Source organism: Synechococcus sp. KORDI-100, from assembly GCF_000737535.1.
GTDB lineage: Bacteria > Cyanobacteriota > Cyanobacteriia > PCC-6307 > Cyanobiaceae > Parasynechococcus.
This window is the reverse complement of the sequence record NZ_CP006269.1, coordinates 2664204-2686790: the sequence shown is the minus strand read 5'-3', so window position 1 is coordinate 2686790 and position 22587 is coordinate 2664204. Positions and strand designations below refer to the sequence as shown.

Below are 22587 nucleotides of genomic sequence, written 5' to 3'. Positions count from 1 at the left end.
TCACTTGAACCCTAAAGACGGCCCGTGCGCCAGCTTCTGCAATGCAAACACCCGCATTGGATTCGGCCATCCCTTCAGCTTCTGAGCACCGAGATCGGTCACTTCGACACTGTCTCCGAGCAGATCGCGCAATTCTCCGCTGATCAGGATCGAATGGTTGTCGAACTGACGGGTCAATCCCTCCAGACGGCTGGCCACATTCACCGTGGCTCCGATCACGGTGTATTCCAGCCGATGGCTTGAGCCGAGATTGCCTGCCATCACCTCACCGAAGTGAAGCCCGATTCCCTGGCTGAGGGGTTCCTGTCCGTCCAGCTGCAGTTCCTCATTGAGCTGTTGGAGGTTGTCCCGCATCTGCAGCGCAGCCCGAACCGCCGCAAGGGCCTCCTCCTTGTCGCCGCGGTGGTGGGGAACGCCGAATTCCGCCATCAGGGAGTCCCCGATGAATTTGTCCAGCAGGCCCTGTTCCTTCAGGACGGGCCCTGCGATCGCTTCGAAATAACGATTGAGCAGGGTGAACAAAGCGGATGGTTCGAGCGTGCTGCTGCGGGCGGTGAACCCCACCAGATCGGTGAACAGAACAACGCAACGCGTCTTTCGTCCGCCCAGTTGCGTCCAGATGGTTTCGCCGGAACGCACCATGTCATCCATCAAGGTCGGCGAAACCCGTCGTGACAGCACAGAGTGAAGAAAGCGTCGCTGACGGCTCTCCCGTCGGAACTGGACCGATGCGCGCACAGACCCCCCGAGCAAGGGAGACAGCATCAACGCTGCCCCCGGCAGCCAGACACCCGTACACCAGGCCAGGACGGTGCCACCGGCTGCGAAAGCCGTCAGCCCAAGACTGGTTTTCACGGTGGTCGCTGCGGCTCCACCGGTCCCAAGGCGCCAAAGGCCGATTAGTCCCCAGAGGATCAACAACCCGATCAGGGTTGCCTGCTCTGGTCTGCGGAAGCCTCGGCCTTCGAGTTCACCGGCCAAAGCGGCATACAGCACCTCCGACCCACTGACCTGCCCGAAGGGCGTCTCCAGTTGATCGCCGAGGGATGGTGCTGTGGCGCCGATGATGACCTGCTGTCCGATCCAGCTGTCCTCCGGCATGGACTCCACCATCCAGGCGGGGATGACCGGGATGTGGCCAGCCGGTCCAATGAAGTCGATTCCATCGTCTCCATCACGCATGCTCGTGCCCGCTGCCACGTGGGCGAGAGGCCTGGGATGGGGAGGGGCAAAGGAAGACATCAAACGCTGCAGTTCCTTTTTCCCTGGAATCGCTGCAACGATCCCGTAGTGGTCGAGCGTGAAACTGGATAAACCGACATTCGGGAAACCGCTGGCGTGGGGGCGTTTCAGTTGCACCTGCTCCAGATCACCCTGGAGCTGTCGCACGTAGGACGCGCTGAGCACCACCCGGTCGGCCCAGGGTTGCAATGTTTCAACGAAGGCGTCGTCATCAGCCGTTCCATATCCGCTGGGACCGGAATGGACAATGTTGAAAATCACCTGTTTTGCCCCGAGATCGAGCACGTGGGCAGCAAGCTCCGCCTGCACGGAGCGGGGCCAGGGCCAGGGACCGTAGTCGGCCAGTGCAGGGTCCAGAGAGGCTTCATCCACACCGATCACAACAACACTGTCGCTGGCTTCCCGGGGACCACGCCACTGGAACAACTGCTGCCGGCTGATCGCGTCAAATCCTTCCAATGCCGAGGGAAGAAAAAGAGGAACGACAACGGCCAACCGCCAGATCAACGGCGTGATCCATGCCCTCATGGATTGGCCGACGGGGCTGTTGCTCCCAGTTCTCGTTCGATCTCCGGCAAGGTTTCCAGCGGGGTTGAGAACCCGTTGATCAGGGCACTCTTGGTGAGGCGCTGCTGCACTTCGCCGTCCTCCAGGCGTGCTGGCGGATCCCAGCTGATCTCCTCTTCACTGTCCGGTTCCTTGGTTCGTTCCTCCCACTCATCAGGCGTGAACATTCCGCCGGATTCCCCGAGGACAGCCTCCAGACCATCGAGACGCCCCTTGACGATGCTCAGCTGTCGCGTGAGATCCAGAAGCAGCTGCTGTCCACTTTCCAGGGTGAAGACTTCTCCCGTTTTTGTTGTGACCTGCACCCGGCCCTCCCAGCTGAACACCTTGAAGGTCTCGTCATTGAGCTCGATGAAGACCGTGGTGCCCTGGATTGAGGCCGTGGCCAGCCGGGTGCGGATCTGAAAGGGACGGCGATTGGTCGCGTTGGGTCCAATCCATCCGATCACGGATCCCCTGAGCAGTTCCACACTGTTTCCGGACAGGCGCAGCAGGGCATCCCCACCCATGCGGAATTGCCGACCGTTGCCAAGCATCACTTGCATGCGTCCGGGTTTGCTTGTGCGCAACTGTGTGGCTGGGCGCAGATTGAGTCCCTTCTTGGCTTTGATCTCCCGTTCCCCGGGAAGCCTGACGAAGGCCGGACCCGTCGGCACTTCAACAACTTCCGGAGCTCTTGCGAAAGCCGGAGTGACACCGATCGTCAAACTTGCTGATGCGGCAATCAACCAACCGTGTCGACATCTCAGGCCCATGGAGCGCGTTGCTGATTCCTCCAGCCTGTCAAGGAAGGCGAGGACAGGCATCCACGAGTGCGCGGCTGATCGTGGCCTCAGGATGGTCAAAAATTTGATCACCGGGGCCCTCCTCGACAATCCGCCCCTTGTCCAAAACGATCACGCGATGGCAGAAGCCACTGGCGACCGATAGGTCGTGAGTCACGAAAATCATCGCGAGCCCCAAGTCCTTTTGAAGTTCACGCAGCAGGCCGAGAACCTCGGCCTGAACCTCTGCATCCAGCATGCTGACGCTCTCGTCACAGATCAGCACGTTCGGCTCCAGGGCCAGGGCGCGGGCAATGGCCACCCGTTGCTGCTGGCCACCGGAGAGTTGCCGTGGCAAACGGTGCTGAAACTGCTCGGCAGGGTTGAGGCCCACCCGCTCCAGCAGGGCGCGAGAGCGTTCTCGAGCCGAAGCCCTTGAGCACAGTCCGTGAATGAGCAGCGGGTCAGCGATCGCATCAGCGACCGGCAGAGCGGGGTTGAGACAAGCCAGCGGATCCTGAAACACCATCTGGACAGCCCTGCGGGCCTGTCTCAGTTGACGACCCTTGAGGGTCAGCAGGTTCTGGCCGAGTAGATCCACCCGTCCACCCCGGATGCCAGTCAGTCCCATCAGGGCACGGCACAGCGTGCTCTTGCCGCAGCCGGAGGCACCCACGACGCCGAGGCTTTCCCCTGCTCTGAGGTTGAAGCTGACCCCATCCACCGCTTTGAGCCAGACCGGTGCCCATGGCACCCCGCCGATGACATGCCAGCAGCGCATCTCCTCCACACTCAGCACGGTCTCGGTCTGAGGACGTTCGGGGGAACGTCCTCCCTCGCGGGCTCTCGCAGCCGAGACCAGGCGCTGCCCCATGTCGGACACCGGGGTAGTGAGGAGTTGATGACTGGGTCCGTCCTCCACTTTCCGTCCCCCGTCCAGCATGGCCATACGGCCGCACCAGCGTGCGGCCATGGCAAGGTCATGGCTGATCAGCAGCAGTGCGCTGCCCAGCTCATCACAGAGACCACTGAGCTCGGCCATCACCTGGCCTGCGACGGCCACATCCAGACTTGTTGTCGGTTCGTCGGCGATGATCAGCGGCGGCTCAAGTGCGATCGCCAGGGCAATCGCCAGTCGTTGGCGCATGCCGCCACTGAGCTCATGGGGGTAGGCGCGGAAGCGGCTGGCGCCGATTCCCACTTTTTCCAGCAGATCTTCAGACCGTGACCGCAGCCAGCGGCTTGAACTGTTTGGACGGTGGGCAACGAGCGTGTCCAGCAGGTGTCCCCCCACGGTCATCAATGGATTGAGACGGGTCATCGGGTCCTGAAACACAAGCCCAGCAGCGGCTCCACGCAGCTGGCGCAGAGCGGGTCGATCCAGCGATCGGGGATCGCTGCCGTTCAGCCTCAGGTCTCCTTCGCAGTGACTGCCTGCAGGAAGAAGCTGCAGGATGGCCCTGGCCACCGTGCTCTTGCCGCAGCCGGATGCTCCGACCAATGCCAGCTTCTCTCCGGGGCGCAGCTCCAGATCCAATCCATTGAGGGTCCAGTGCTCACTGCCTGGATAACGAAGCCGAAGCTGTTCGAGCTCCAGAACCGGCTGAGCCATTGACGGGACGGGATACCCCGCACTGAATACCATGGATTGACCCACTGGGTCGGATGCTCAACGCCGCCTCAACATCGGAAACGCATCGAACCGAGATCGGTTCGGCTCCAGTGGCGTGCGGCCGTCCTGAATTGCGGCGTCATCCGATCCGGCATCCAGATGATTACGGCATCGATCTGCCGGACTGGCTGCGGCAGTGCATTACGAATGTCCCCCCTGGAATCGGGCAGAGCTGCCCGACCGATCCAGAGGCTCTGCTGGTGTCAGCGTTTGATTTCGGATTCCAGCTGCATGAAGGACAGTTTCGTGCCAGTGGTGATCCCTACATCGTTCATCCCGTGGCTGTGGCTGATCTGCTGCGGGATATCGGGGCCAGTGCCAGTGTGATCGCCGCGGGTTTCCTCCATGACGTGGTGGAGGACACCGACGTCACCCCTCAGCAGATTCAGGCCCATTTCGGCCCCGAGGTGCGTGAACTGGTGGAGGGCGTCACGAAGCTCGGTGGCATTCACTTCAACGATCGAACCGAGGCTCAGGCTGAAAACCTGCGCAAGATGTTTCTGGCCATGGCCAGCGACATCCGTGTGGTTCTGGTGAAGCTGGCTGATCGGCTGCACAACATGCGCACGATCGGGGCGCTGAAGTCGGACAAGCAGCAGCGCATCGCGCGGGAAACGAAGGAGATCTATGCCCCGTTGGCCAACCGTCTGGGCATTGGACGTTTCAAGTGGGAACTGGAAGACCTGGCCTTCAAGCTGCTCGAGCCTCAGGCCTTCCGTGAAATCCAGCAGGAGGTGGCCAGCAAGCGCAGTGAACGGGAGGAACGGCTCGCCGTCACCGTGGCATTGCTCAATGACCGTCTGGGGCAGGCGGGTCTGGAGGGTTGCGAGGTCAGTGGCCGTCCCAAGCATCTCTTCGGCATCTGGAGCAAGATGCAGCGTCAGCAGAAGGCGTTCCACGAGATCCACGACGTTGCGGCGCTGCGGATCATTACGCCCAGCGTTGAGGCCTGTTACCGGGCCCTGGCAGTGGTTCACGACACCTTCCGTCCCATCCCCGGGCGCTTCAAGGACTACATCGGCTTACCCAAGCCCAATGGCTATCAATCGCTGCATACGGCAGTGATTGGTCGGCATCGACCGATCGAGGTGCAGATCCGGACACTCGAGATGCACCGGGTCGCAGAATTCGGGATTGCCGCCCATTGGAAGTACAAGGAGGGAGGCTCGCCGGCCAGCAGCAGCAGTGATGCCGAGCGTTTCAACTGGCTGCGTCAACTCGTCGATTGGCAACAGGACGGTGGCAATGACGATCACAACGACTACCTCGCCTCGATCAAGGAGGATCTCTTCGATGAAGAGGTCTTCGTGTTCACCCCTAAAGGAGATGTTGTTGGATTGCGGAAAGGGTCCACTGCAGTCGATTTCGCCTACCGCATTCATTCCGAAGTGGGCGACCACTGCCACGGCGCCCGGATCAACGATCGACTCTGTCCCTTGCCGACTCCGCTGCAGAACGGGGACTTCATTCAGATTCTGACCAGCAAAACAGCCCATCCCAGCCTGGACTGGCTCAATTTTGTCGCCACGCCAACAGCGCGGAATCGCATCCGTCAGTGGTACAAGCGCAGCCATCGCGACGAGACGATCGAACGGGGCAAGTCACTGCTCGAAAGGGAGCTGGGACGTGATGGCTTTGATGCGTTGTTGAACGGCAAGGCGATGGCACGCGTGGCACAGCGCTGCAACGTCAGCAGCACCGACGACCTGCTCGCCTCTCTCGGTTTCGGAGCGGTCACCCTGCACCAGGTGATCAATCGTCTGAGGGAGGAGATTCGGCTGCTGGCGGAGCGCCAGATCGCTCCGCCCAGCAATGAGGAACTGGCCCGTGCCCTTGTGCCTCCGAAGGACACGCTCCCCGAGCGTCGCGGCGGGGAGGGAGCGATTCTCGGAGTTGAGGGATTGGATTACCGGTTGGGTGGCTGCTGCAGTCCCTTGCCCGGTGAACTGATCGTGGGCACGGTTGCCCTCGGGAACCATGGCATCACCATTCACAGGCAGGATTGCGCCAATGTCGAGGCGATTCCAAGCGAGCGGCGTCTGCCGGTCCGCTGGAATTCCAGCTCGGTTGAGGATCGTCACCGTTTCCCGGTGCAGCTGCGGATTGAGGTGATTGATCGTGTCGGCATCCTCAAGGACATCCTGATGCGGTTATCCGATGGAGCGATCAACGTCAGTGATGCCCGTGTCAAGACAGCCCAAGGTCGTCCGGCACGGATCGACCTGCGCGTTGAACTGAGCAGTGCTGATCAGCTCAGCCGCACCATGGACCAGATCCGCTCGATGGCCGATGTGATCGACATCGCCAGAACGGGAGTTGGTTGAACGAAACGATCTCTGTCAGGGTTGTTGGGTCTTCTGGCGTTGGAAGATCACATACGCCGCTACACCGAGCATCAGGGCAAGAACAGCTCCGACCACGGTTGAACCCAGCAACAGGCGCTGGGTGAAGCTCCACCCCTGTTGCCAGAGGTTGGAGCGATTCAGATCATTGAAGACGGCCGCGTTGGTCTTGGTGCCCAGGAGCCAGGATCCCAGCTGGTAGTTGAACCAGTAGAGAGGCACATAGGTGAGCGGATTGCTGATCAGGGTTCCTGCCGCTGCCAGCAGATGGTTTCCGCGTACGAGGCTGGCGATGCCGATGCTGAAAATGGTCTGCAGGCCGAAGAACGGATAGCAGCCGCAGAAGACGCCAGCGGCAACGCCCCTGGCCCGCTGCCCAGGTGTGCCCTCCTGGGACCAAAGCCAGCGCAGCCAGCGGCGCAGGCGTTGTCGGCTCGCGGAGAGCAGCTTGACCATCAACCGCTGCTGGGGCGACGAACTCGGTGGCGGATCCTAAGAAGGTAAGGACGCTTCCTCCGGCATCTGATCAGCGCCTCTCAAGACACGATCGCTGCGATCGCAACAGCGGTGAGTCCCGGCCAGGGAGGCATCGCCGTGATTCGCCTCTCTGGCGTGGCGGCCTTTGAGGTTGCGCGATCACTGGTGCGATGTCCCGGCAGCCCGCCTTGGGACAGTCATCGGATCCTCTACGGGCATGTGCTGGATGCTTCCGGTGAGGGGAGGCTTGACGAAGTGCTGGTGCTGCTGATGCGGGCGCCACGAAGTTTCACCGGAGAGGATGTTGTTGAGATTCACTGCCATGGCGGCGTGATCGTCGTTCAGCAGGTGCTGGAACGTGTGCTGGATCAGCCCGGTGTTCGTCGTGCCCTGCCGGGTGAATTCAGTCAGCGGGCCGTGCTCAATGGACGGCTCGACCTGACCCGTGCTGAAGCTGTCAGTGCATTGGTGTCTGCTCGCAGCCGTCGCGCTGCGCAACTGGCGATGTCAGGACTGGATGGCGGGATCCAGGTCCGTATCAATGGCCTGCGCGAACGGTTGCTGGATCAGCTCACCGAGCTGGAAGCGCGGGTGGATTTCGAGGAGGATCTACCCAGTCTCGATGGCGATGCCGTCCTGAACGAGTTGGTGGCCGTGCGAGAGGAGCTGCTTGTCCTGATCGCTGATGGCCAACATGGGCAGGTTCTGAGTCAGGGACTGAGGCTGGCCCTGGTGGGTCGTCCCAACGTCGGCAAGAGTTCGCTTCTCAATCGTCTGAGCCGGCGGGAGAGAGCGATCGTCACTGATCTGCCAGGCACCACCCGCGACCTGCTGGAAAGTGAGATTGTGCTGGAGGGAGTCCCCATCACCCTGCTGGATACAGCTGGGATCCGATCCACCAGGGACGCTGTTGAACTGCTGGGGATCGCCCGCAGTGAGGAGGCCATGGCCTCAGCTGATCTGGTCCTGCTGATCGTTGATGGCCATGTCGGTTGGATGGATGCCGATGCCGAACTGCTTGAACGGATTCCGGAGCACGTTCCCCACCTGGTTGTGGCCAACAAGGCTGATCTCCCTGGAGTTGCCTTTCCTGTGCCGGTGGATGTGCACCTCTCAGCCCTTGACGGCCGCGGCGAGGAACAACTGGTTCAGGCCGTCTTGCAGCGCTGTGGCGCCAGCGAGGCAGCAGGGGTGTTGCTGGCTCTCAATGAGCGTCAGCGCGATCTCGCTGCCGGTGCTGCTGCGGCCTTGGCTCGATCTCAGGAGGCTGCTGCTGAGCATCTGCCCTGGGATTTCTGGACCATTGATCTCCGTGAGGCGATTCGCGGGCTCGGTGAGATCACCGGTGAGGAGCTCACGGATGCCGTCCTTGACAGGGTGTTTTCACGTTTCTGTATCGGCAAGTGATTCACAAAAAATGCTGATCTGTTGTTTCTGCTGAATCAATTCGAAGCCATCTTGCTTGCATCGAGTTGTTCTTTTTATCCGTTGAGTGGATTGCTTTTTCACGCGAAGAGTGCAGAGGATATTCATCCTCTTTGGCTAGAAACAAACTTCGGAAGCAGGTCTGATGAGCTTTGATGTTTTCAACTTGTTTCTCGTCCTTTCGACGGGCTAAGATTGGGCAAATGCCAAGCGTTAAATGAAGAGATTGATTCAATCCCTCTCCACGCACGCCGGTTGGGTTGAATTATTTGAAAATTTCAAGTCTGTGGTGATTTTCTTCTATCTGACTGATATGTTGAGGGCTGAAAATTACTCTGGCTTCATTCTGGTTGCATTGATCTTCGGTTTCAAGCCCTTTTATGAATGTGTTCAATCTCGGTTCAAGAAGTAAGGTCGTCGATTTTTTAATTTGTAAGAGCTAATGTCATCAGATAAGATTGATTAATAGGCGCAAATCGGGCTTGTGAAATGTGCTGATGCCAATGTTGGATACAATCGTTCGATCAGCACGTATTTTTCGCTTGTTCAAGACAAATGAATTGATTATTTTTGTCGTTCTTATGATGCGTTTAACCCGTCAATTTTTACGGGTTGTCGATTTGAGCGTCGCTTTGATCGTCAGTTAAAGAGCAAGATAATTTTTTTGTTGGCTTGATCCTCGATCTCTGCGTTGACTTTGTCTGTCTAAATTGAGTTATGGAGCAGAGTCTTGACGTTCAGGTTGCCAATAGGCTCGCGTCAGCAACCGATTCAGTGTGGACTGGCATTCGCCGGCGATCTGCCGCGCTTTGGATCAATGGCTCGAGGAAGACATCGGCCGCGGGGATCTGACGGCACCGGCTCTGCAAGGTCGTCAGGCTGTCGCGCACTGGGTCAGTAAGTCCTCGGGACGCTTTTGCGGTGGCCCCGGCGTCGAGCAGTTGTTTCAGCGGTTGGATCCTGACGCGCACATCAACTGGTTGGTCGATGAGGGCGCCTCGGTTCAGACGGGTGATCGTCTGGTGGAGATCCAGGGCTCCGCTGCGGCTCTTGTAGGAGCGGAACGGGCGGCATTGAATCTGGCCATGCATCTCTCCGGCATTGCCACGGCCACGGCAGAGCTGGTCGCTGAGCTGGCCGGAACCGGCGTGCAGTTGGCCGATACCCGAAAAACCACTCCAGGCCTGCGTGTTGTCGAGAAATATGCCGTCCGTTGCGGAGGCGGCTGCAACCACCGCATGGGTCTTGATGATGCGGCCATGCTCAAGGAGAACCACCTGGCCTGGGCAGGGAGCATGGACAGGGCCATCCAGCTCGTGCGCTCTCAGGCACCCTGGCCCGTCAGGGTGATCGTGGAGGCGGAAACAGCTCAGCAGGCGGAGCAGGCGATACGGGCGGATGCCGACGCAGTGCTGCTGGATGAATTCATACCCGAGCAGCTGCAGAACCTCGTTCCCCAGCTGCGCGCCCTGGCCACAAGGCCGATCGTTCTGGAAGCATCGGGTGTGCAGCCGGAACAGCTTCGGGCCTATGCCTGCACCGGCATCGATCTGATCTCCACCAGTGCCCCTGTCACCCGCAGCCGCTGGCTCGACTTGAGCATGCGCTTCAGCTGAGCTCGCTGCCGCGCAGCGGCAGAGGATGATCAAGCCCTAAACACCACACCGCCCGGCCTCTGCCCATGCTCAGCCTGTCCCACGTCCTGGATGAGCAGTTGCGTGCGGCGATGGCACGGGCCTTCCCCGAAGTGGATGGGTCCCTGGAGCCCCAGTTGGCACCTGCCAGCAAGCCCGAATTCGGCGATTTCCAGGCCAACGGGGCCTTGCCCCTGGCCAAGCCCCTGAAGCAGGCTCCGCGTCAGATCGCTGCGGCGATCGTTGAGCACTTGCAGGGGGATGCTTCCTTCCGGGAGCTCTGTCTGGAGCCCCAGATCGCCGGTCCTGGCTTCATCAATCTCACGATTCGTCCGGAGCGATTGGCGGCGGAGGTGGCCGCAAGGATCGGAGACGACCGACTGGGAGTGCCGCTGGTGGAGAACGCGGCGCCTGTGGTGGTGGATTTCTCCAGCCCCAACATCGCCAAGGAGATGCACGTCGGGCATCTGCGCTCCACAATCATCGGCGATTCCCTGGCGCGGGTGCTGGAGTTCCGCGGCCATCCGGTGTTGCGCCTGAACCATGTGGGTGACTGGGGCACCCAGTTCGGAATGTTGATCACCCATCTCAAGCAGGTGGCGCCGGACGCGCTGGAGACCGCCGATGCGGTGGATCTCGGCGATCTGGTGGCGTTCTATCGGGAAGCCAAGAAGCGCTTCGACGACGACGAGGCCTTCCAGACCACCTCCCGTGAGGAGGTGGTGAAGCTCCAGGGTGGTGATCCGGTGTCCCTCAAGGCCTGGGGGTTGCTGTGCGACCAGTCCCGACGCGAATTTCAGGCCATCTACGACCGGCTCGACATTCGCCTCAGCGAGCGGGGAGAGTCGTTCTACAACCCGTTCCTGCCGGCTGTGATCAAGGGTCTCAAAGCCGCCGATCTGCTGGTCACGGATGCCGGGGCTGAATGTGTGTTCCTCGAGGGAGTCACCGGTAAGGACGGCAAACCCTTGCCCGTGATCGTTCAGAAAAGTGATGGCGGCTTCAACTACGCCACCACCGATCTGGCGGCGATCCGGTACCGCTTTGCCGATGCACCTGAGGGGGATGCTGCCCGCCGGGTGATCTACGTGACGGATTCAGGGCAGGCGAATCACTTCGCCGGTGTGTTTCAGGTGGCCCGGCGGGCGGGTTGGATTCCTAATGGTGCTCGCTTGGAGCATGTCCCCTTTGGCCTGGTGCAGGGGGAGGACGGCAAGAAGCTCAAGACCCGGTCCGGTGACACGGTGCGTCTGAGGGACCTTCTGGACGAGGCGGTGGAGCGTGCGGAAGCCGACCTGCGCTTCCGTCTGCAGGAGGAGGAGCGCAGCGAATCCGAGGAGTTCGTTCAGCACGTCGCCAGCACCGTCGGCCTGGCCGCGGTGAAGTACGCCGACCTCAGCCAGAACAGGATCACCAACTATCAGTTTTCCTTTGATCGGATGCTGGCGCTGCAGGGCAACACAGCGCCGTATCTGCTCTATGCCGTGGTGCGCGTTGCAGGGATTGCCCGCAAAGGCGGTGATCTCGATGCGTCAACGGCTCAGCTGCAGTTCTCGCAGCCCCAGGAGTGGGCTCTGGTGCGCGAGCTGTTGAAGTTCGATGCCGTGATCGCAGAGGTGGAGGAGGAGTTGTTGCCCAATCGCCTCTGCACGTATCTGTTCGAGCTGAGCCAGGTGTTCAATCGCTTCTATGACCAGGTGCCGGTGCTGAAGGCAGAGCCGGAAGCGCTTGCGTCCCGATTGGCGTTATGCCGTTTGACGGCGGACACCCTCAGACTGGGACTTGGACTGCTGGGGATTTCCACCCTCGATCGCATGTGAGCCAAGCCGCGCGTCCCCTCACCAATGCCGGAGCCCCCGCAGCGCGGCCTGCCGTGGAGACGCTCACCTCCTACAGCGCGCCGCTGGAGGGGCGCCGGGAGTTGCTTCGACTCGACTTCAACGAGAACACCATCGGTCCCAGCCCGCTTGTGGCCAATGCCCTGCGGCGATTCAGCAGCGAGGAGATCGCCGTTTATCCCGAATACGACGGCCTGCGTGAAGCGGTCGTGCGCAACCTGACGGAAACCGGTTGTCGAGCTGGGCTGCAGGCGGATCAGGTGGAGGTCTTCAACGGCGTGGATGCAGCGATCCATGCCGTTTTTCAGGCCTATGGCGATGGGGGCGACGTGCTGCTCACGACATCTCCAACCTTTGGGTACTACAGCCCCTGTGCCCGGATGCAGGGAATGGAGATCGAGGCCGTCCCTTATGAGGGAGAGGCCTTCGCGTTCCCATTGGCGGCCGTCCAGGCGGCCTTGACGCGACGACCTCCGCGGTTGCTGCTGATCTGCAACCCCAACAACCCCACGGGCACCCGTCTCGAGCCAGAGACAATCCTCGCGTTGGCGGCCTCGGCTCCCCAGACGCTTGTCGTTGTGGATGAACTGTATGAGGCGTTCACCGGCGACAGTGTGTTGCCGACCGCCGATTTTGCTGCGACGCCGAATCTGCTTGTGCTGCGATCCCTGGCCAAAACCGCCGGCCTGGCTGGATTGCGCATCGGCTTCGCGATCGGACATGCCGATGTGGTCGATCGGGTGAGCCGCGTCACGGGTCCCTATGACGTCAACAGCGTGGCTGTGGCCGCGGCGTTCGCGGCACTGGCGGATCAGTCGTATGTGGATGCCTACGTGGCCGAGGTGAAGCGCGCCAGGGAGTGGACGCTCGTTGCCTTGCAGGAGGCTGATGTCCGCCATCACTGCGACGGCGGGAACTATCTGCTGATCTGGCCGAAACAGCCGGTGCAGCACGTTGAAGCCGAGTTGCGAGCGGCGGGGATTCTGGTGCGATCGATGGCAGGGAAAGCCCTGATCGACGGTTGTTATCGGGTGAGTATCGGCACCACCACTCAGATGCAGCGTTTCATGCAGGCGTTCCTCCCCCTTGAGCGATGAACCGCCTGCTGCTGCTGGCCACCGGCGGCACCATTGCCGGCTGTGCGGACGACAGTGCAACGCTGAACGACTACACCGCTGGCGTCCTTGGGGGTGAATCCCTGTTGACGGCGGTGCCCCAGCTGCAGGATCTGGCGGCGATCACCGTTGAGCAGGTCGCCAATGTCGACAGCGCCGATCTGCTTTTTGAGCACTGGTGCGCCCTGGTGGGGCGCATTCGCGACGTCTTTCTGGCGGACCCCGGCCTGGCTGGTGTGGTGATCACCCATGGCACCAACACCATGGAGGAAACGGCCTGGCTGCTGCAGCTGTTGATCGACGATCCCCGGCCGGTGGTGCTGGTGGGGGCGATGCGGCCGTCCACGGCCCTCAGCGCCGATGGCCCGCTCAACCTGTTGCAGGCGGTGCAGGTGGCGTTGAGCAGCGAAGCGCGCGGGAGAGGCGTGCTGGTGGTGATGGATGGTCAGATCCATGGGGCTCGTGCTGTCACCAAGGTGGCCACCCAGGGGGTGGGGGCGTTCAGCAGTCCTGGCCAGGGGCCGCTGGGTTGGGTGGATGATGCCGGCGTGCATCTCCAGATGACATCTCCCATCGGAGCGGTTCCGTTCTCCGATCTCGCGCTTCCGCAGCAATGGCCGCACGTGGTGATCGTTTATGGCTGTGTGGAGCCCGATGCCCGGATGCTCACGTTGTTGCTCGAGGCGGGGTGTCAGGGGCTGGTGTTCACCGGCACCGGTGCTGGTCAGCTTTCCGCTGGCGAACGCCGTGCTCTTGAGGCCTGGCCAGGTCCATGGCCACTGATGCTGCGGGCCAATCGCTGCGGCGCCGGACCTGTGCGCAAGAACCCCGATGATGAGCTGCTGGGGCTGCTGCCTGCCGGCTGCCTCAACCCCCAGAAGGCACGGGTGCTGTTGTTGCTGGCATCAATCGCGGCAATGGATCACGCTCAACTGGCGACATTGATTGGCCGATCTGAGCTGTTGAGCTGAGCACGACGATCACGGTGCAGCAACCGCAGCATGCCCGCGTCGTCGATGCTCAGCGCATCACCGTGATCACGGTGGTGTCACCCAGGGTTCCCGGGAGACTGAGGGTGCGGCCGACGTTGCGAACCGTTGTTCCTGCCATGGCATCCAGAAACGGTTGCACATCGGTTTGATCGCAATTCTCCGGAGGCTCTCCGTTCACGTACTGGACTGGAATCACCCGACGGGGGTTGAGTTGGTTGACCAGGTCAGCCGCTTCCTCGCCGTCGTAGATCTTGCTGCCCCCGCCGACGCCGATGATCAGCACGTCGGGGTTGCCAAGCAACACCCGTTCAGCACCGGTGATCGGACCTGCCGTGGCGCCGACGTGGGCGAAGCTCAGCCCCCCCTGCTGCCAACGCCAGATTGTGGCGCTCCCGAAGCGGCGACCATCCAGGCGGTCGTGGGGGCTGGCAAACCCCTCCAGATTCAATCCACCGATCCGGTACGAGCCAGGAGACACGAGAAAACGACCTCCGGCCACTCCACGGGCCCCTTCATCCGCCAGTTCAGAGTTGGCCAGGATCACACCGGCGTTGACGCGAGGTTCAGCCAGGCCAGCGGCACAGCCGACGGATCGGAACGGGTTGAGCAGAACCGACTGGCCACCACCCTGGATCAGAAGAGCACGTTGTCCGTAGCTGCTGATCGTGACGCCTCCACCGGCGATCGCGGAGCCCGCGAGGGTCAGTGTCAGTCCCGCGACAGCGGCCAGGGTTGAGCGCAGGACAGACATCGCGTTCAAGGGCGGGTCTGGAAACTAACAGCGATTGGAACGTCTTCACTGGCTGGAGTGCCGCTCTGCGTCGCCCAGGAAATTGGCCAGCAGTTGATGTCCGGCATCCGTCAGCACACTCTCGGGATGGAATTGCACCCCCTGCACGTGGGGATACTCCCGGTGGCGGAGCCCCATGATCGTTCCATCCTCCAACCACGCCGTGATCTCCAGACAGTCCGGGAGGCTGTCGCGCTCCGCGATCAGAGAGTGATAACGCGTGGCCGTGAGGGGTTGGGGCAAACCCGCAAAGACTCCTTCACCGCGATGCAGCACGGGAGAGGTTTTTCCGTGCATCTGCTCCTTGGCCCTCACCACGCGACCTCCATGCACCTGGGCGATCGCTTGATGGCCGAGACAGACGCCGAGGGTCGGGGTGGAGGGAGACAGCTCGCGAAGGATCTCGAGGCAGACGCCCGACTGATCGGGATCTCCAGGCCCGGGCGAGAGCAGCACGGCCTTCGGGTGCAGTGCCCGGATGTCCTCGATCGAGAGGCTGTCATTGCGTTCGACCCGCAGATCCTGAGCAATCGGATGATGCGGAGCGAGTTCACCCAGGTACTGCACCAGGTTGAAGGTGAAGCTGTCGTAGTTGTCGATGACCAGCAGCATCGGCGGCGTTCGGATCAGAGCCCCAGTCGGAGCAGGAGCGGTGGAAGCAGCAGGAACAGCGCGATCAGCAGAGAGCTGATGGCAGCCACCAGAACGGCAGCCGCGGCGCAGTCCTTGGCGATTCGGGCAAGCGGATGGAAGCGACGTCCGATGGCCAAATCCACCACCGCTTCCATGGCGGTGTTGAGAAGCTCGAGAACAAGCACGGCGGCAACAGTCAGCACCAGCACCGCCATTCTTGTAAGGTCCAGTTGCAGCCATGCCCCCAGGGCAAAGACCACAGCTGCGGTGATGACATGGATGCGGAAGTTGCGCTGGCTGAGAAAGGCATAGCCCAACCCCTGTGCCGCATAACGGAAGCTGGCCGGCAGATCTCCGGCGATGCGCCATGCGTTCCTGCGAAGCCCCCGTTGTGCTGGTCCAGGCATGGCGGCGACTTCTTCGGACGCCGGAATCTGGGTATCAGTGGGCATCGCGTCAGAGATCAGCGTCCACTGTTCGGACACCGTGGCTTTGAACACTACCGCCGTTCTCGAGAAGGCGCTCCTGTTGCGAGAGCATGGCCTGCAGGCTGGTGTCATCCGGGTGGTCCCAGCCGAGCAGGTGCAACAGGCCATGGCTGACCAGCCAGCGCAGTTCGTGGCCGAGGCTGTGGTGATGCTCCGCAGCCTGTCGGCAGGCCGTCTCAACAGAAATCACGATGTCTCCGAGTTCAACGCTGCCTGCGTCAGGCCAGTTGGACTCCCCATCCAGATTGGCAAAGGAGAGCACATCGGTGACCTCATCGCGTTGACGCCAAACGCCGTTGAGCTCTCGGATGGTGGCGTCGTCCGTGAAACGCAGCCCCAGGCTGACCTCATCAGCCGTCCGCAGAGATGAGGGGCAGTGGCTGGACCGATCCTCACGCATGGTTTCAATCCAGAGACGCAGGTCTCGAGCCCAGAACCTCTCGTCGCCGAGCTCGCCGGATGCTCCGTCGTTCAGCGTCAGAGCCTGGGCATCAAACGCCAGATCCAGTTCGATCACGTCACTGCGGCAGTGTCGGGCGCCCGAGCGTGGCCACCAGAACGATGAAACCGATGAATCCCAGTGCGGTCAGTCCGAAGTGGAACAGGCTTTGACGCCCTTTGCGGACCATGTTCCGCATGGCCTGTTTGATGAAGCTCGGCGGTGCTGTTGCAGGGGGCGTGCTCTCGGTTGTCATCGGATTCAACTGTCGGATTCCCCACCGGGACGGTCCACACTTTGTCGCAGTGAGGCGTCGATGAAGGGATCAAGTGCGCCATCCATCACAGCTTGAACATCGTTGGTCTCCTCGCTGGTGCGAAGGTCCTTGACCATTTGATACGGGTGAAACACATAGTTCCGGATCTGGTTTCCCCAGGCCGCCTCCACGATGTCGCCGCGGATGTCAGCGATTTCCGCAGCCCGTTGCTCCTGGGCGATCACCAGAAGCTTGGCCTTCAGAAGCGCCATGGCCTTCTCCTTGTTCTGGAGCTGGGAGCGTTCCTGCGTGCAGCGCACGGCCAGGCCAGTCGGCACGTGAAGGATGCGCACGGCCGTCTCCACTTTGTTGACGTTCTGGCCACCGGCACCGCCGGATCGACTGGTGGTGACTTCCAGGTCCTTCTCAGGGATATCGATATCAACCTCCTCATCGATCTTCGGCATCACTTCAACGCCGGCGAAACTTGTCTGTCGCTTGTCGTTGGCATTGAAGGGTGAGATCCGCACAAGCCGATGGGTGCCCTTTTCATTGCGCAGGTATCCGTAGGCGTAGCGGCCCTCAACTTCAATCGAGGCGCTCTTGATACCGGCCTCCTCTCCTTCCGAGAGTTCGTTGACGCTGACCCGCATGCCGCGATCCTCCGCCCAGCGGGTGTACATGCGCAGCAGCATCTGGGCCCAGTCCTGGGCATCGGTTCCGCCGGCGCCGGCGTTGATCGTCAGCACGGCGCCCTCCTTGTCGTAGGTGCCGCTGAGCAGCCGCTCGAGCTCCCATCGATCAAGACCCTGACGCAGCTGGGTCAGGCCCTGCTGGGCTTCCCCGAGCATCTCTTCATCGGCCTCAAGCTCATAGAGCTCGAGAGTGGCCTGGGCGTCGTCGATCGACCCCTGCCATTGCGCCAGCTGCTGCAGTTGTGCCTTGACCTCGTCAAGGCGACGCATCTGCTTCTGAGCATTTTGCTGATTGTCCCAGAAATCCGGTTGAGCAGCGAGTTGTTCGAGGTCTTGCTGGCGTGCCTTCAGTGCAGGAACGTCAAAGACAGTCCTGGGCATGGCCCAGGCGGTCAGTGAGCTCGGAGAGATCGCGTTTGAAGTCGGTGAGATCCAGCAAGATCTGAGATCTGAACAGGGATCGACGCTATCAGCGCGTCGGCGCTGCATAAGATCCACCCAACAACGTTCCTCCTCCATGGCCAAGGTCGAGATCTACACCTGGCGCACCTGTCCCTTCTGTGTTCGCGCCAAGCGACTCCTGGACAGCAAAGGAGTGGACTACACCGAATACGCCATCGATGGTGATAACGCGGCCCGTGATGCCATGGCTGAGCGCAGCGGAGGTCGCCGGAGTGTTCCCGAGATCTTCATCGACGATCAGCACATCGGCGGCTGCGATGAACTGCACGCCCTCGATCGGGCCGGTGATCTGGACCCGCTTCTGTCCGCCTGAGGATGCGGCAGCTGTTTGTTCTGGATCCGCTCCGGCAGATCAATCCGGAGAAGGATTCCTCCGCCGCGTTGATGCAGGCGGCCTACCGAGCCGGTGATGAGGTCTGGGTCTGTACACCGTCCGATCTGATCGCCCGTGGTGAAGAGCCACTGGCGATGGCGACCCCCGTCATGCCGGAGCCCTGGATCACGGCCGGGCCCAGCGAGCGGCTTCTGCTCACAGGGTTTGATGCGATCTGGATGCGCAAGGACCCACCGGTTGATGAGGCCTACCTGTACGCCACCCATCTGCTGGAGGTGGCTGAGAGAGCAGGGGTTTTGGTCCTGAACCGTCCCAGTGCCCTGCGGGCCTGGAATGAAAAGCTCGGGGCGTTGCGTTTCTCCCGCTGGATGGCCCCGACGCTGGTGGCCGGTCGGGTCCAGGAGCTGGTGGATTTCACCCATGAGCAAGGAGAAGTGGTGTTGAAGCCCCTTGGTGGGCGTGCCGGGCTCGGAGTTGTTCGTGTCGCTGCCGAGGCGCCGGGTCTCAAGGCTCTGCTGGAGCTGGTGACGGAACAGGAGCGTCTTCCGGTGATGGCTCAGCGCTTCCTTCCCGCGGTGAAGGAGGGTGACAAGCGCATCCTGCTGGTGGATGGCGAACCCCTGGGCGCCATCAACCGGAGGCCCAGTGGTGGGGAATTCCGCAGCAATCTTGCGGTGGGTGGTCAGGCCGAAGCCACCGAACTGAGCGACCGGGAGCGCCTGATCTGTTCGGCTCTCGCTCCGGCGCTGCGCGCGGAAGGGTTGTTCTTTGTGGGAATCGACGTCATCGGTGGGATGCTCAGTGAGATCAATGTCACCAGTCCCACCGGGGTCCGCGAGGTGGAACGGCTGATGCAGCAACCGCTTGCGGATCAAACCATCGAACGGCTTCATCGCACGTCCTGAACGCCTCGCCAGACTGTGGGGCCTGGTGAGCGAATGGATGCGCCGTCGGTTTTGGACAACATCAGGGGCCTGCCAGACAGTCGCATTGCTCAGCGGGGTTCTGCTGGCGATGCCAGTCACCCTGATGCCGCGTGCCGCTGCGTCTGAACCGCCGCTGATTCCCCGCGAGGTGCTGTTCGGCAACCCTGAAATCGCGGCCGTTGATCTCAGCCCTGATGGCAAGAGGCTGGTGTTTCTGGCCCCCTACAATGGTGTCCTCAACCTCTGGGTGAGGGATCTCGACGGTCGTTCTCCGGCACGTTTACTGACCCGTGCCAGCCGTCGACCCCACGACCCGGCCGGCTGGACCGCGGATGGTCGCTATCTGATTTCCAGTCGTGATGGCGATGGCGATGAGAACACGGTGCTGGTGCGCATTGATCCCACCACCGGGGAGAGTGTTGATCTGACACCGGCCAAGGGTGTGCGGGCCATGTTGCTGGCCGCTGATCGCGAGGCTCCCGATGAGCTTGTGGTAGGCCTCAATGACCGTGATCCCAGGTACCACGATCTGTATGTGCTGAGCCTCCGCACCGGGGCCATGCGATTGCTTCACAAGGTGCAGGACGGTCGTCCCGTCAGCGTCATGCATGTCGATGGCGACTGGCATCCCTACCTGCGGGCTGAACCGCTGCCCAATGGCGGCGCTGCCTATGAGCTGCGTCTTCCGGGTGAAACCACGTGGCGGCCCTTCCAGCGGTTTGACTTCAACGATGCCCGCATGTCCGGCCCGCTCGGATTCACCCGGGATGGACTGTGGTTGTACGGAGCCCTCACCACGGGCGAGGACCGTCCCCGGATCGTGCGTTGGCACCGGGATCAGTTAGTCCGCTGCGGTAGCGGCATGGATTGCCGCTCCGAGTTGGTGCATCGTTCCAACGCCGGGGCTGTGGGCTTTGCACTCAGCGACATGGAGACCGGTGTCCCGACAGTGCTGGTGGAGACCGACCTCCGCAGCCAGCGGGTTGTCCTTGATGACGCGGTTCAGCCTGATCTCGATGCCCTGGAGCGTCTCGCCGGTGACGCCAGCTTCTCGATTCTCGATCGTGATCGGGCCGATCGGCTCTGGCTGGTGGCGATCAGTTCCTCCGATCGCAGCGCTGAATACTGGTTGTGGGATCGCGAGCGTCAGACATCGCGCAAACTGTTCGCTCTTCAGCCAAGGCTTGAGCAGTACGCCCTGGCTCCAATGGAGAGCCTGGATCTCAAGGCTCGTGATGGTCGCCGTCTGCCGGCCTATCTCACGCGCACAACGCTGACTGCCGAGGGACCCCAGCCCCTTGTGCTGCTGGTGCATGGCGGTCCCCAGGCCCGGGATTTCTGGGGATACAACTCCATGCATCAGCTCCTGGCCAATCGCGGCTATCACGTCCTGAGCGTGAACTACCGCGGTTCCACCGGTTTCGGCAAAGCCCATCTGCTGGCCGGCGAAGGGGAGTGGTACGGCGCCATGCAGGACGATCTGGTCGATGCCGTGCGTTGGGCGGTTGATGCTGGCATCGCTGACCCGGATCGTCTGGTGATCATGGGTGCGTCCTACGGAGGCTATGCAGCACTGGCGGGCCTCACCAGGGATCCTCAGCTTTTCGCTGCCGCCATCTCGGAGGTTGGACCAGCCAATCTGCGAACCATGCTGGCGTCACTGCCGCCGTACTGGGCGGCCGGACGTGCCATGTTCGAGCGGATGATCGGTGTGGGTCGGGTGGATCTGGATGCGATCTCCCCGATCAATCACGTTGATCGCATCCAGCGGCCGCTGTTGCTGGGCCATGGTGCCAACGACCCGCGGGTGAAACTGCAGGAGAGCGAGGCCATTGCCTCGGCCATGGCGAAGCGACAGTTGCCGATCGATTTCGTTGTCTTTCCTGACGAAGGCCACGGTCTGGCCAACCCACGCAATGCCCTGGCCATGGTGGCGCTGGTGGAGGCATTCCTTCAGCAACACGTCGGAGGACGTGCCGAACCGTTTGGGACGGCGATCAGTGATTCGTCGCTTGAATGGCGCTTGCGCTCACTGCCAAAGCGCTGAGCGCAGCTCCAGTTGATCGGCGAGCACCGCCAGTTTCAGGCCCACCTCCTGCAGTTCCCGCTCGGCGACCGAGCCGCGCACAAGGCCTGCCCCCGCCGTGAGATCCAGTCGATGGCCCCGGGCATGGCCGCATCGGATGGCCACCCGTAATTCCGCATCCCCGGCACTGTCGATCCATCCGATCGGCGCGGCATAGCCGCCACGTTCGAATGGCTCAAGGGCCCGCAGCCATGCCATGGCTTCCCGCCTCGGCAAGCCGGCGACCGCTGGTGTTGGGTGCAGGCCCTCAGCCAGCGCCAGCGCTGATCGACCTCCGGCGTCGGCGGTGATCGGCGTGTGCAGGTGGGTCAGCAGGCCGTGGCGGGCCAGCTGTGGCTGGCGTCGATGCCAGGGGTTCAGGCCTGCCTGCTGCAGGCGGCCGGTGATGGTCTCCACCACCAGTTCGTGCTCGCGCCGATCCTTGTCGGAGCGGAGCAGCTGGCTGCCGTCATCCCCTCGCCCAGCCGTACCAGCCAGGGCATCGATGCGGAGGTTGTCACCTCGAAGGCAGAGCAATCGTTCCGGCGAGGCCCCGAAAAAAGCGTCACCGCTTTGGCGTTGCCAAAGAAAGCGACAGCTGCCCGCCTGCTGGCGTCTCAGGCGCTGAAGCAGTGGCAGCGTGTCGAGCGGTTCCTCCAGGTCGATGGACTGCCGAACCGCCAGCACGAGTTTGTGCAGCTGTGCTCCATTCACCAGCTCGAGGCCTCGATCCAGGGCCTGGCGGTAGCGGTCCTGCCAGGGTTGTGCCGCCAATCGACCCGGAATCGGCATCGGCGCGCTGTCTCGGAGCGGTGGGCCGCCAGGGTGTGCCTCGAGTTCTCTGGCCTTCAGCCACAGCTGTTCGGCGAGTTCTCTGGCGTCGGCGATGTCGCTGACGGCACCGTTGATGCGCAACCAGCCGCGTTGCCCCTGTCGGCTGAGCTGCCATCGCGGCAGCACCGCCTGCACGGACGGGACTGAACTGGGCAGATGATCGCGTTCGTCGCTCTGCTCGAAAAAGCTGAAGGCAAGCAACACCCTCGGTCGCGCCTGGGGTGGTGTCGCCGGGACCGCATCGATGAGTCGTCCCAGCGTGACGTCGCAGAAGCGCTGGGCCAGCTCGAAACGCCGCAACCCTGCCAGTTCCAGATGCTGGCAACGTCCACTCGCCGCTATGGAGAGCCCTGGTGCGCAGTCCCAAAGGAAGCGATACGCATCGGTGTTGGCCAGATATGGCAGGGCTGGCAGGGGATCGATGCCCTCCAGGGGCAGCGCAAGGCTGAGCAGAGTGTCTTCACAGCTGCGCTGTTCCCAGCCGCTGCGAGCGACATCGAGCAGTCTGCTGAAACGGTGGTCAGCCGTCATCCGCGGGGAATGCCTTGCGGGTGGACTGCTCAAATGTATGGGTCCTGACCCTTCCTGAAGCGCTCG

21 protein-coding genes are annotated in these 22587 nt (G+C 61.9%); 9 read left to right on the top strand and 12 right to left on the bottom strand.

The window, feature by feature from the left end; all coding sequences use genetic code 11:
• From KR100_RS13855 to KR100_RS13845, 3 genes are read right to left on the bottom strand one after another with little or no spacing between them, the layout of a single operon-like run.
• A complete protein-coding gene (locus tag KR100_RS13855) occupies nt 1-1770 on the bottom strand; it encodes an adenylate/guanylate cyclase domain-containing protein (protein WP_051847572.1) in 1770 nt (589 codons plus the stop codon).
• On the bottom strand, nt 1767-2615 hold the full coding sequence (locus KR100_RS14570) for a FecR family protein (RefSeq protein WP_051847571.1): 849 nt from the start codon (nt 2613-2615) through the stop codon (nt 1767-1769). The genes KR100_RS13855 and KR100_RS14570 overlap by 4 nt, the downstream gene beginning before the upstream one ends.
• On the bottom strand, nt 2593-4218 hold the full coding sequence (locus KR100_RS13845; RefSeq protein WP_038547236.1) for an ABC transporter ATP-binding protein: 1626 nt from the start codon (nt 4216-4218) through the stop codon (nt 2593-2595). The genes KR100_RS14570 and KR100_RS13845 overlap by 23 nt, the downstream gene beginning before the upstream one ends.
• A 20-nt stretch (nt 4219-4238) precedes the next feature.
• On the opposite strand from KR100_RS13845, the gene KR100_RS13840 reads away from it, so the two are divergent.
• Nucleotides 4239-6569 carry a bifunctional (p)ppGpp synthetase/guanosine-3',5'-bis(diphosphate) 3'-pyrophosphohydrolase gene (locus tag KR100_RS13840; RefSeq protein WP_038547233.1) on the top strand — a complete coding sequence of 777 codons (2331 nt, stop codon included), beginning with the start codon at nt 4239-4241 and terminating at the stop codon, nt 6567-6569.
• A 15-nt stretch (nt 6570-6584) separates the two neighbouring features.
• On the opposite strand, the gene KR100_RS13835 is transcribed toward KR100_RS13840, so the two are convergent.
• The gene (locus tag KR100_RS13835) at nt 6585-7043 is read right to left on the bottom strand and encodes a DUF2062 domain-containing protein (RefSeq protein WP_051847569.1); all 459 of its coding nucleotides are present in this window, start codon (nt 7041-7043) and stop codon (nt 6585-6587) included.
• A 66-nt stretch (nt 7044-7109) separates the two neighbouring features.
• On the opposite strand from KR100_RS13835, the gene mnmE reads away from it, so the two are divergent.
• Nucleotides 7110-8471 carry a tRNA uridine-5-carboxymethylaminomethyl(34) synthesis GTPase MnmE gene (gene mnmE, locus KR100_RS13830; protein ID WP_038547230.1) on the top strand — a complete coding sequence of 454 codons (1362 nt, stop codon included), beginning with the start codon at nt 7110-7112 and terminating at the stop codon, nt 8469-8471.
• A 1-nt stretch (nt 8472) separates the two neighbouring features.
• On the opposite strand, the gene KR100_RS16240 is transcribed toward mnmE, so the two are convergent.
• Nucleotides 8473-8739 (bottom strand): hypothetical protein, encoded by a 267-nt coding sequence (locus tag KR100_RS16240; RefSeq protein ID WP_156098131.1) that lies wholly within the window; start codon nt 8737-8739, stop codon nt 8473-8475.
• 526 nt (nt 8740-9265) lie between these two features.
• On the opposite strand from KR100_RS16240, the gene nadC reads away from it, so the two are divergent.
• The 4 genes from nadC to KR100_RS13805 all read left to right on the top strand — a co-directional run bounded on the left by nadC (nt 9266) and on the right by KR100_RS13805 (nt 14047).
• The gene (gene nadC, locus KR100_RS13820; RefSeq protein ID WP_038547224.1) at nt 9266-10105 is read left to right on the top strand and encodes a carboxylating nicotinate-nucleotide diphosphorylase; all 840 of its coding nucleotides are present in this window, start codon (nt 9266-9268) and stop codon (nt 10103-10105) included.
• Between the two features lie 65 nt (nt 10106-10170).
• Entirely contained in the window at nt 10171-11943 is a 1773-nt protein-coding gene (gene argS / locus KR100_RS13815) for an arginine--tRNA ligase (RefSeq protein ID WP_038547221.1), read from the top strand.
• Nucleotides 11940-13058, top strand: coding sequence for a histidinol-phosphate transaminase (locus KR100_RS13810; RefSeq protein ID WP_038547219.1), 1119 nt, complete (start codon nt 11940-11942; stop codon nt 13056-13058). Before argS ends, KR100_RS13810 begins: the two co-directional genes overlap by 4 nt.
• Entirely contained in the window at nt 13055-14047 is a 993-nt protein-coding gene (locus KR100_RS13805) for an asparaginase (RefSeq protein ID WP_038547216.1), read from the top strand. The genes KR100_RS13810 and KR100_RS13805 overlap by 4 nt, the downstream gene beginning before the upstream one ends.
• A gap of 49 nt (nt 14048-14096) precedes the next feature.
• On the opposite strand, the gene KR100_RS13800 is transcribed toward KR100_RS13805, so the two are convergent.
• From KR100_RS13800 to prfB, 6 genes are all read right to left on the bottom strand, one after another.
• Nucleotides 14097-14819: an MBL fold metallo-hydrolase gene (locus KR100_RS13800; protein WP_038547213.1), complete on the bottom strand. Its 723-nt coding sequence runs from the start codon at nt 14817-14819 to the stop codon at nt 14097-14099.
• Nucleotides 14820-14864: 45 nt separating this feature from the next.
• Entirely contained in the window at nt 14865-15470 is a 606-nt protein-coding gene (locus tag KR100_RS13795; protein WP_038547210.1) for an aminodeoxychorismate/anthranilate synthase component II, read from the bottom strand.
• Between the two features lie 14 nt (nt 15471-15484).
• On the bottom strand, nt 15485-15898 hold the full coding sequence (locus KR100_RS13790; protein ID WP_239420468.1) for a diacylglycerol kinase family protein: 414 nt from the start codon (nt 15896-15898) through the stop codon (nt 15485-15487).
• 49 nt (nt 15899-15947) lie between these two features.
• Entirely contained in the window at nt 15948-16493 is a 546-nt protein-coding gene (gene ybeY, locus KR100_RS13785) for an rRNA maturation RNase YbeY (protein WP_038548952.1), read from the bottom strand.
• Nucleotides 16494-16497: 4 nt separating this feature from the next.
• Nucleotides 16498-16674: a DUF3285 domain-containing protein gene (locus KR100_RS15200; RefSeq protein ID WP_071839953.1), complete on the bottom strand. Its 177-nt coding sequence runs from the start codon at nt 16672-16674 to the stop codon at nt 16498-16500.
• A gap of 5 nt (nt 16675-16679) precedes the next feature.
• Nucleotides 16680-17808 (bottom strand): peptide chain release factor 2 gene (gene prfB / locus KR100_RS13780; RefSeq protein ID WP_156098130.1). Its coding sequence is split into 2 segments (ribosomal slippage): nt 16680-17732 and nt 17734-17808, totalling 1128 coding nucleotides; the frame shifts between segments, so codons are not numbered across the junction.
• A gap of 78 nt (nt 17809-17886) precedes the next feature.
• Here prfB and grxC point away from each other — a divergent pair.
• The 3 genes from grxC to KR100_RS13765 are packed head-to-tail and all read left to right on the top strand — an operon-like array spanning nt 17887 to nt 21138.
• Entirely contained in the window at nt 17887-18144 is a 258-nt protein-coding gene (gene grxC, locus KR100_RS13775; RefSeq protein WP_038548949.1) for a glutaredoxin 3, read from the top strand.
• A 2-nt stretch (nt 18145-18146) separates the two neighbouring features.
• Nucleotides 18147-19070: a glutathione synthase gene (gene gshB / locus KR100_RS13770; RefSeq protein ID WP_038547198.1), complete on the top strand. Its 924-nt coding sequence runs from the start codon at nt 18147-18149 to the stop codon at nt 19068-19070.
• On the top strand, nt 19030-21138 hold the full coding sequence (locus KR100_RS13765; RefSeq protein ID WP_239420353.1) for a S9 family peptidase: 2109 nt from the start codon (nt 19030-19032) through the stop codon (nt 21136-21138). The genes gshB and KR100_RS13765 overlap by 41 nt, the downstream gene beginning before the upstream one ends.
• Here the strand turns inward: KR100_RS13765 and KR100_RS13760 are convergent.
• Nucleotides 21121-22521: an isochorismate synthase MenF gene (locus KR100_RS13760; RefSeq protein ID WP_038547195.1), complete on the bottom strand. Its 1401-nt coding sequence runs from the start codon at nt 22519-22521 to the stop codon at nt 21121-21123. The two genes, KR100_RS13765 and KR100_RS13760, sit on opposite strands and share 18 nt — an antisense overlap.
• Nucleotides 22522-22587: the final 66 nt, after the last annotated feature.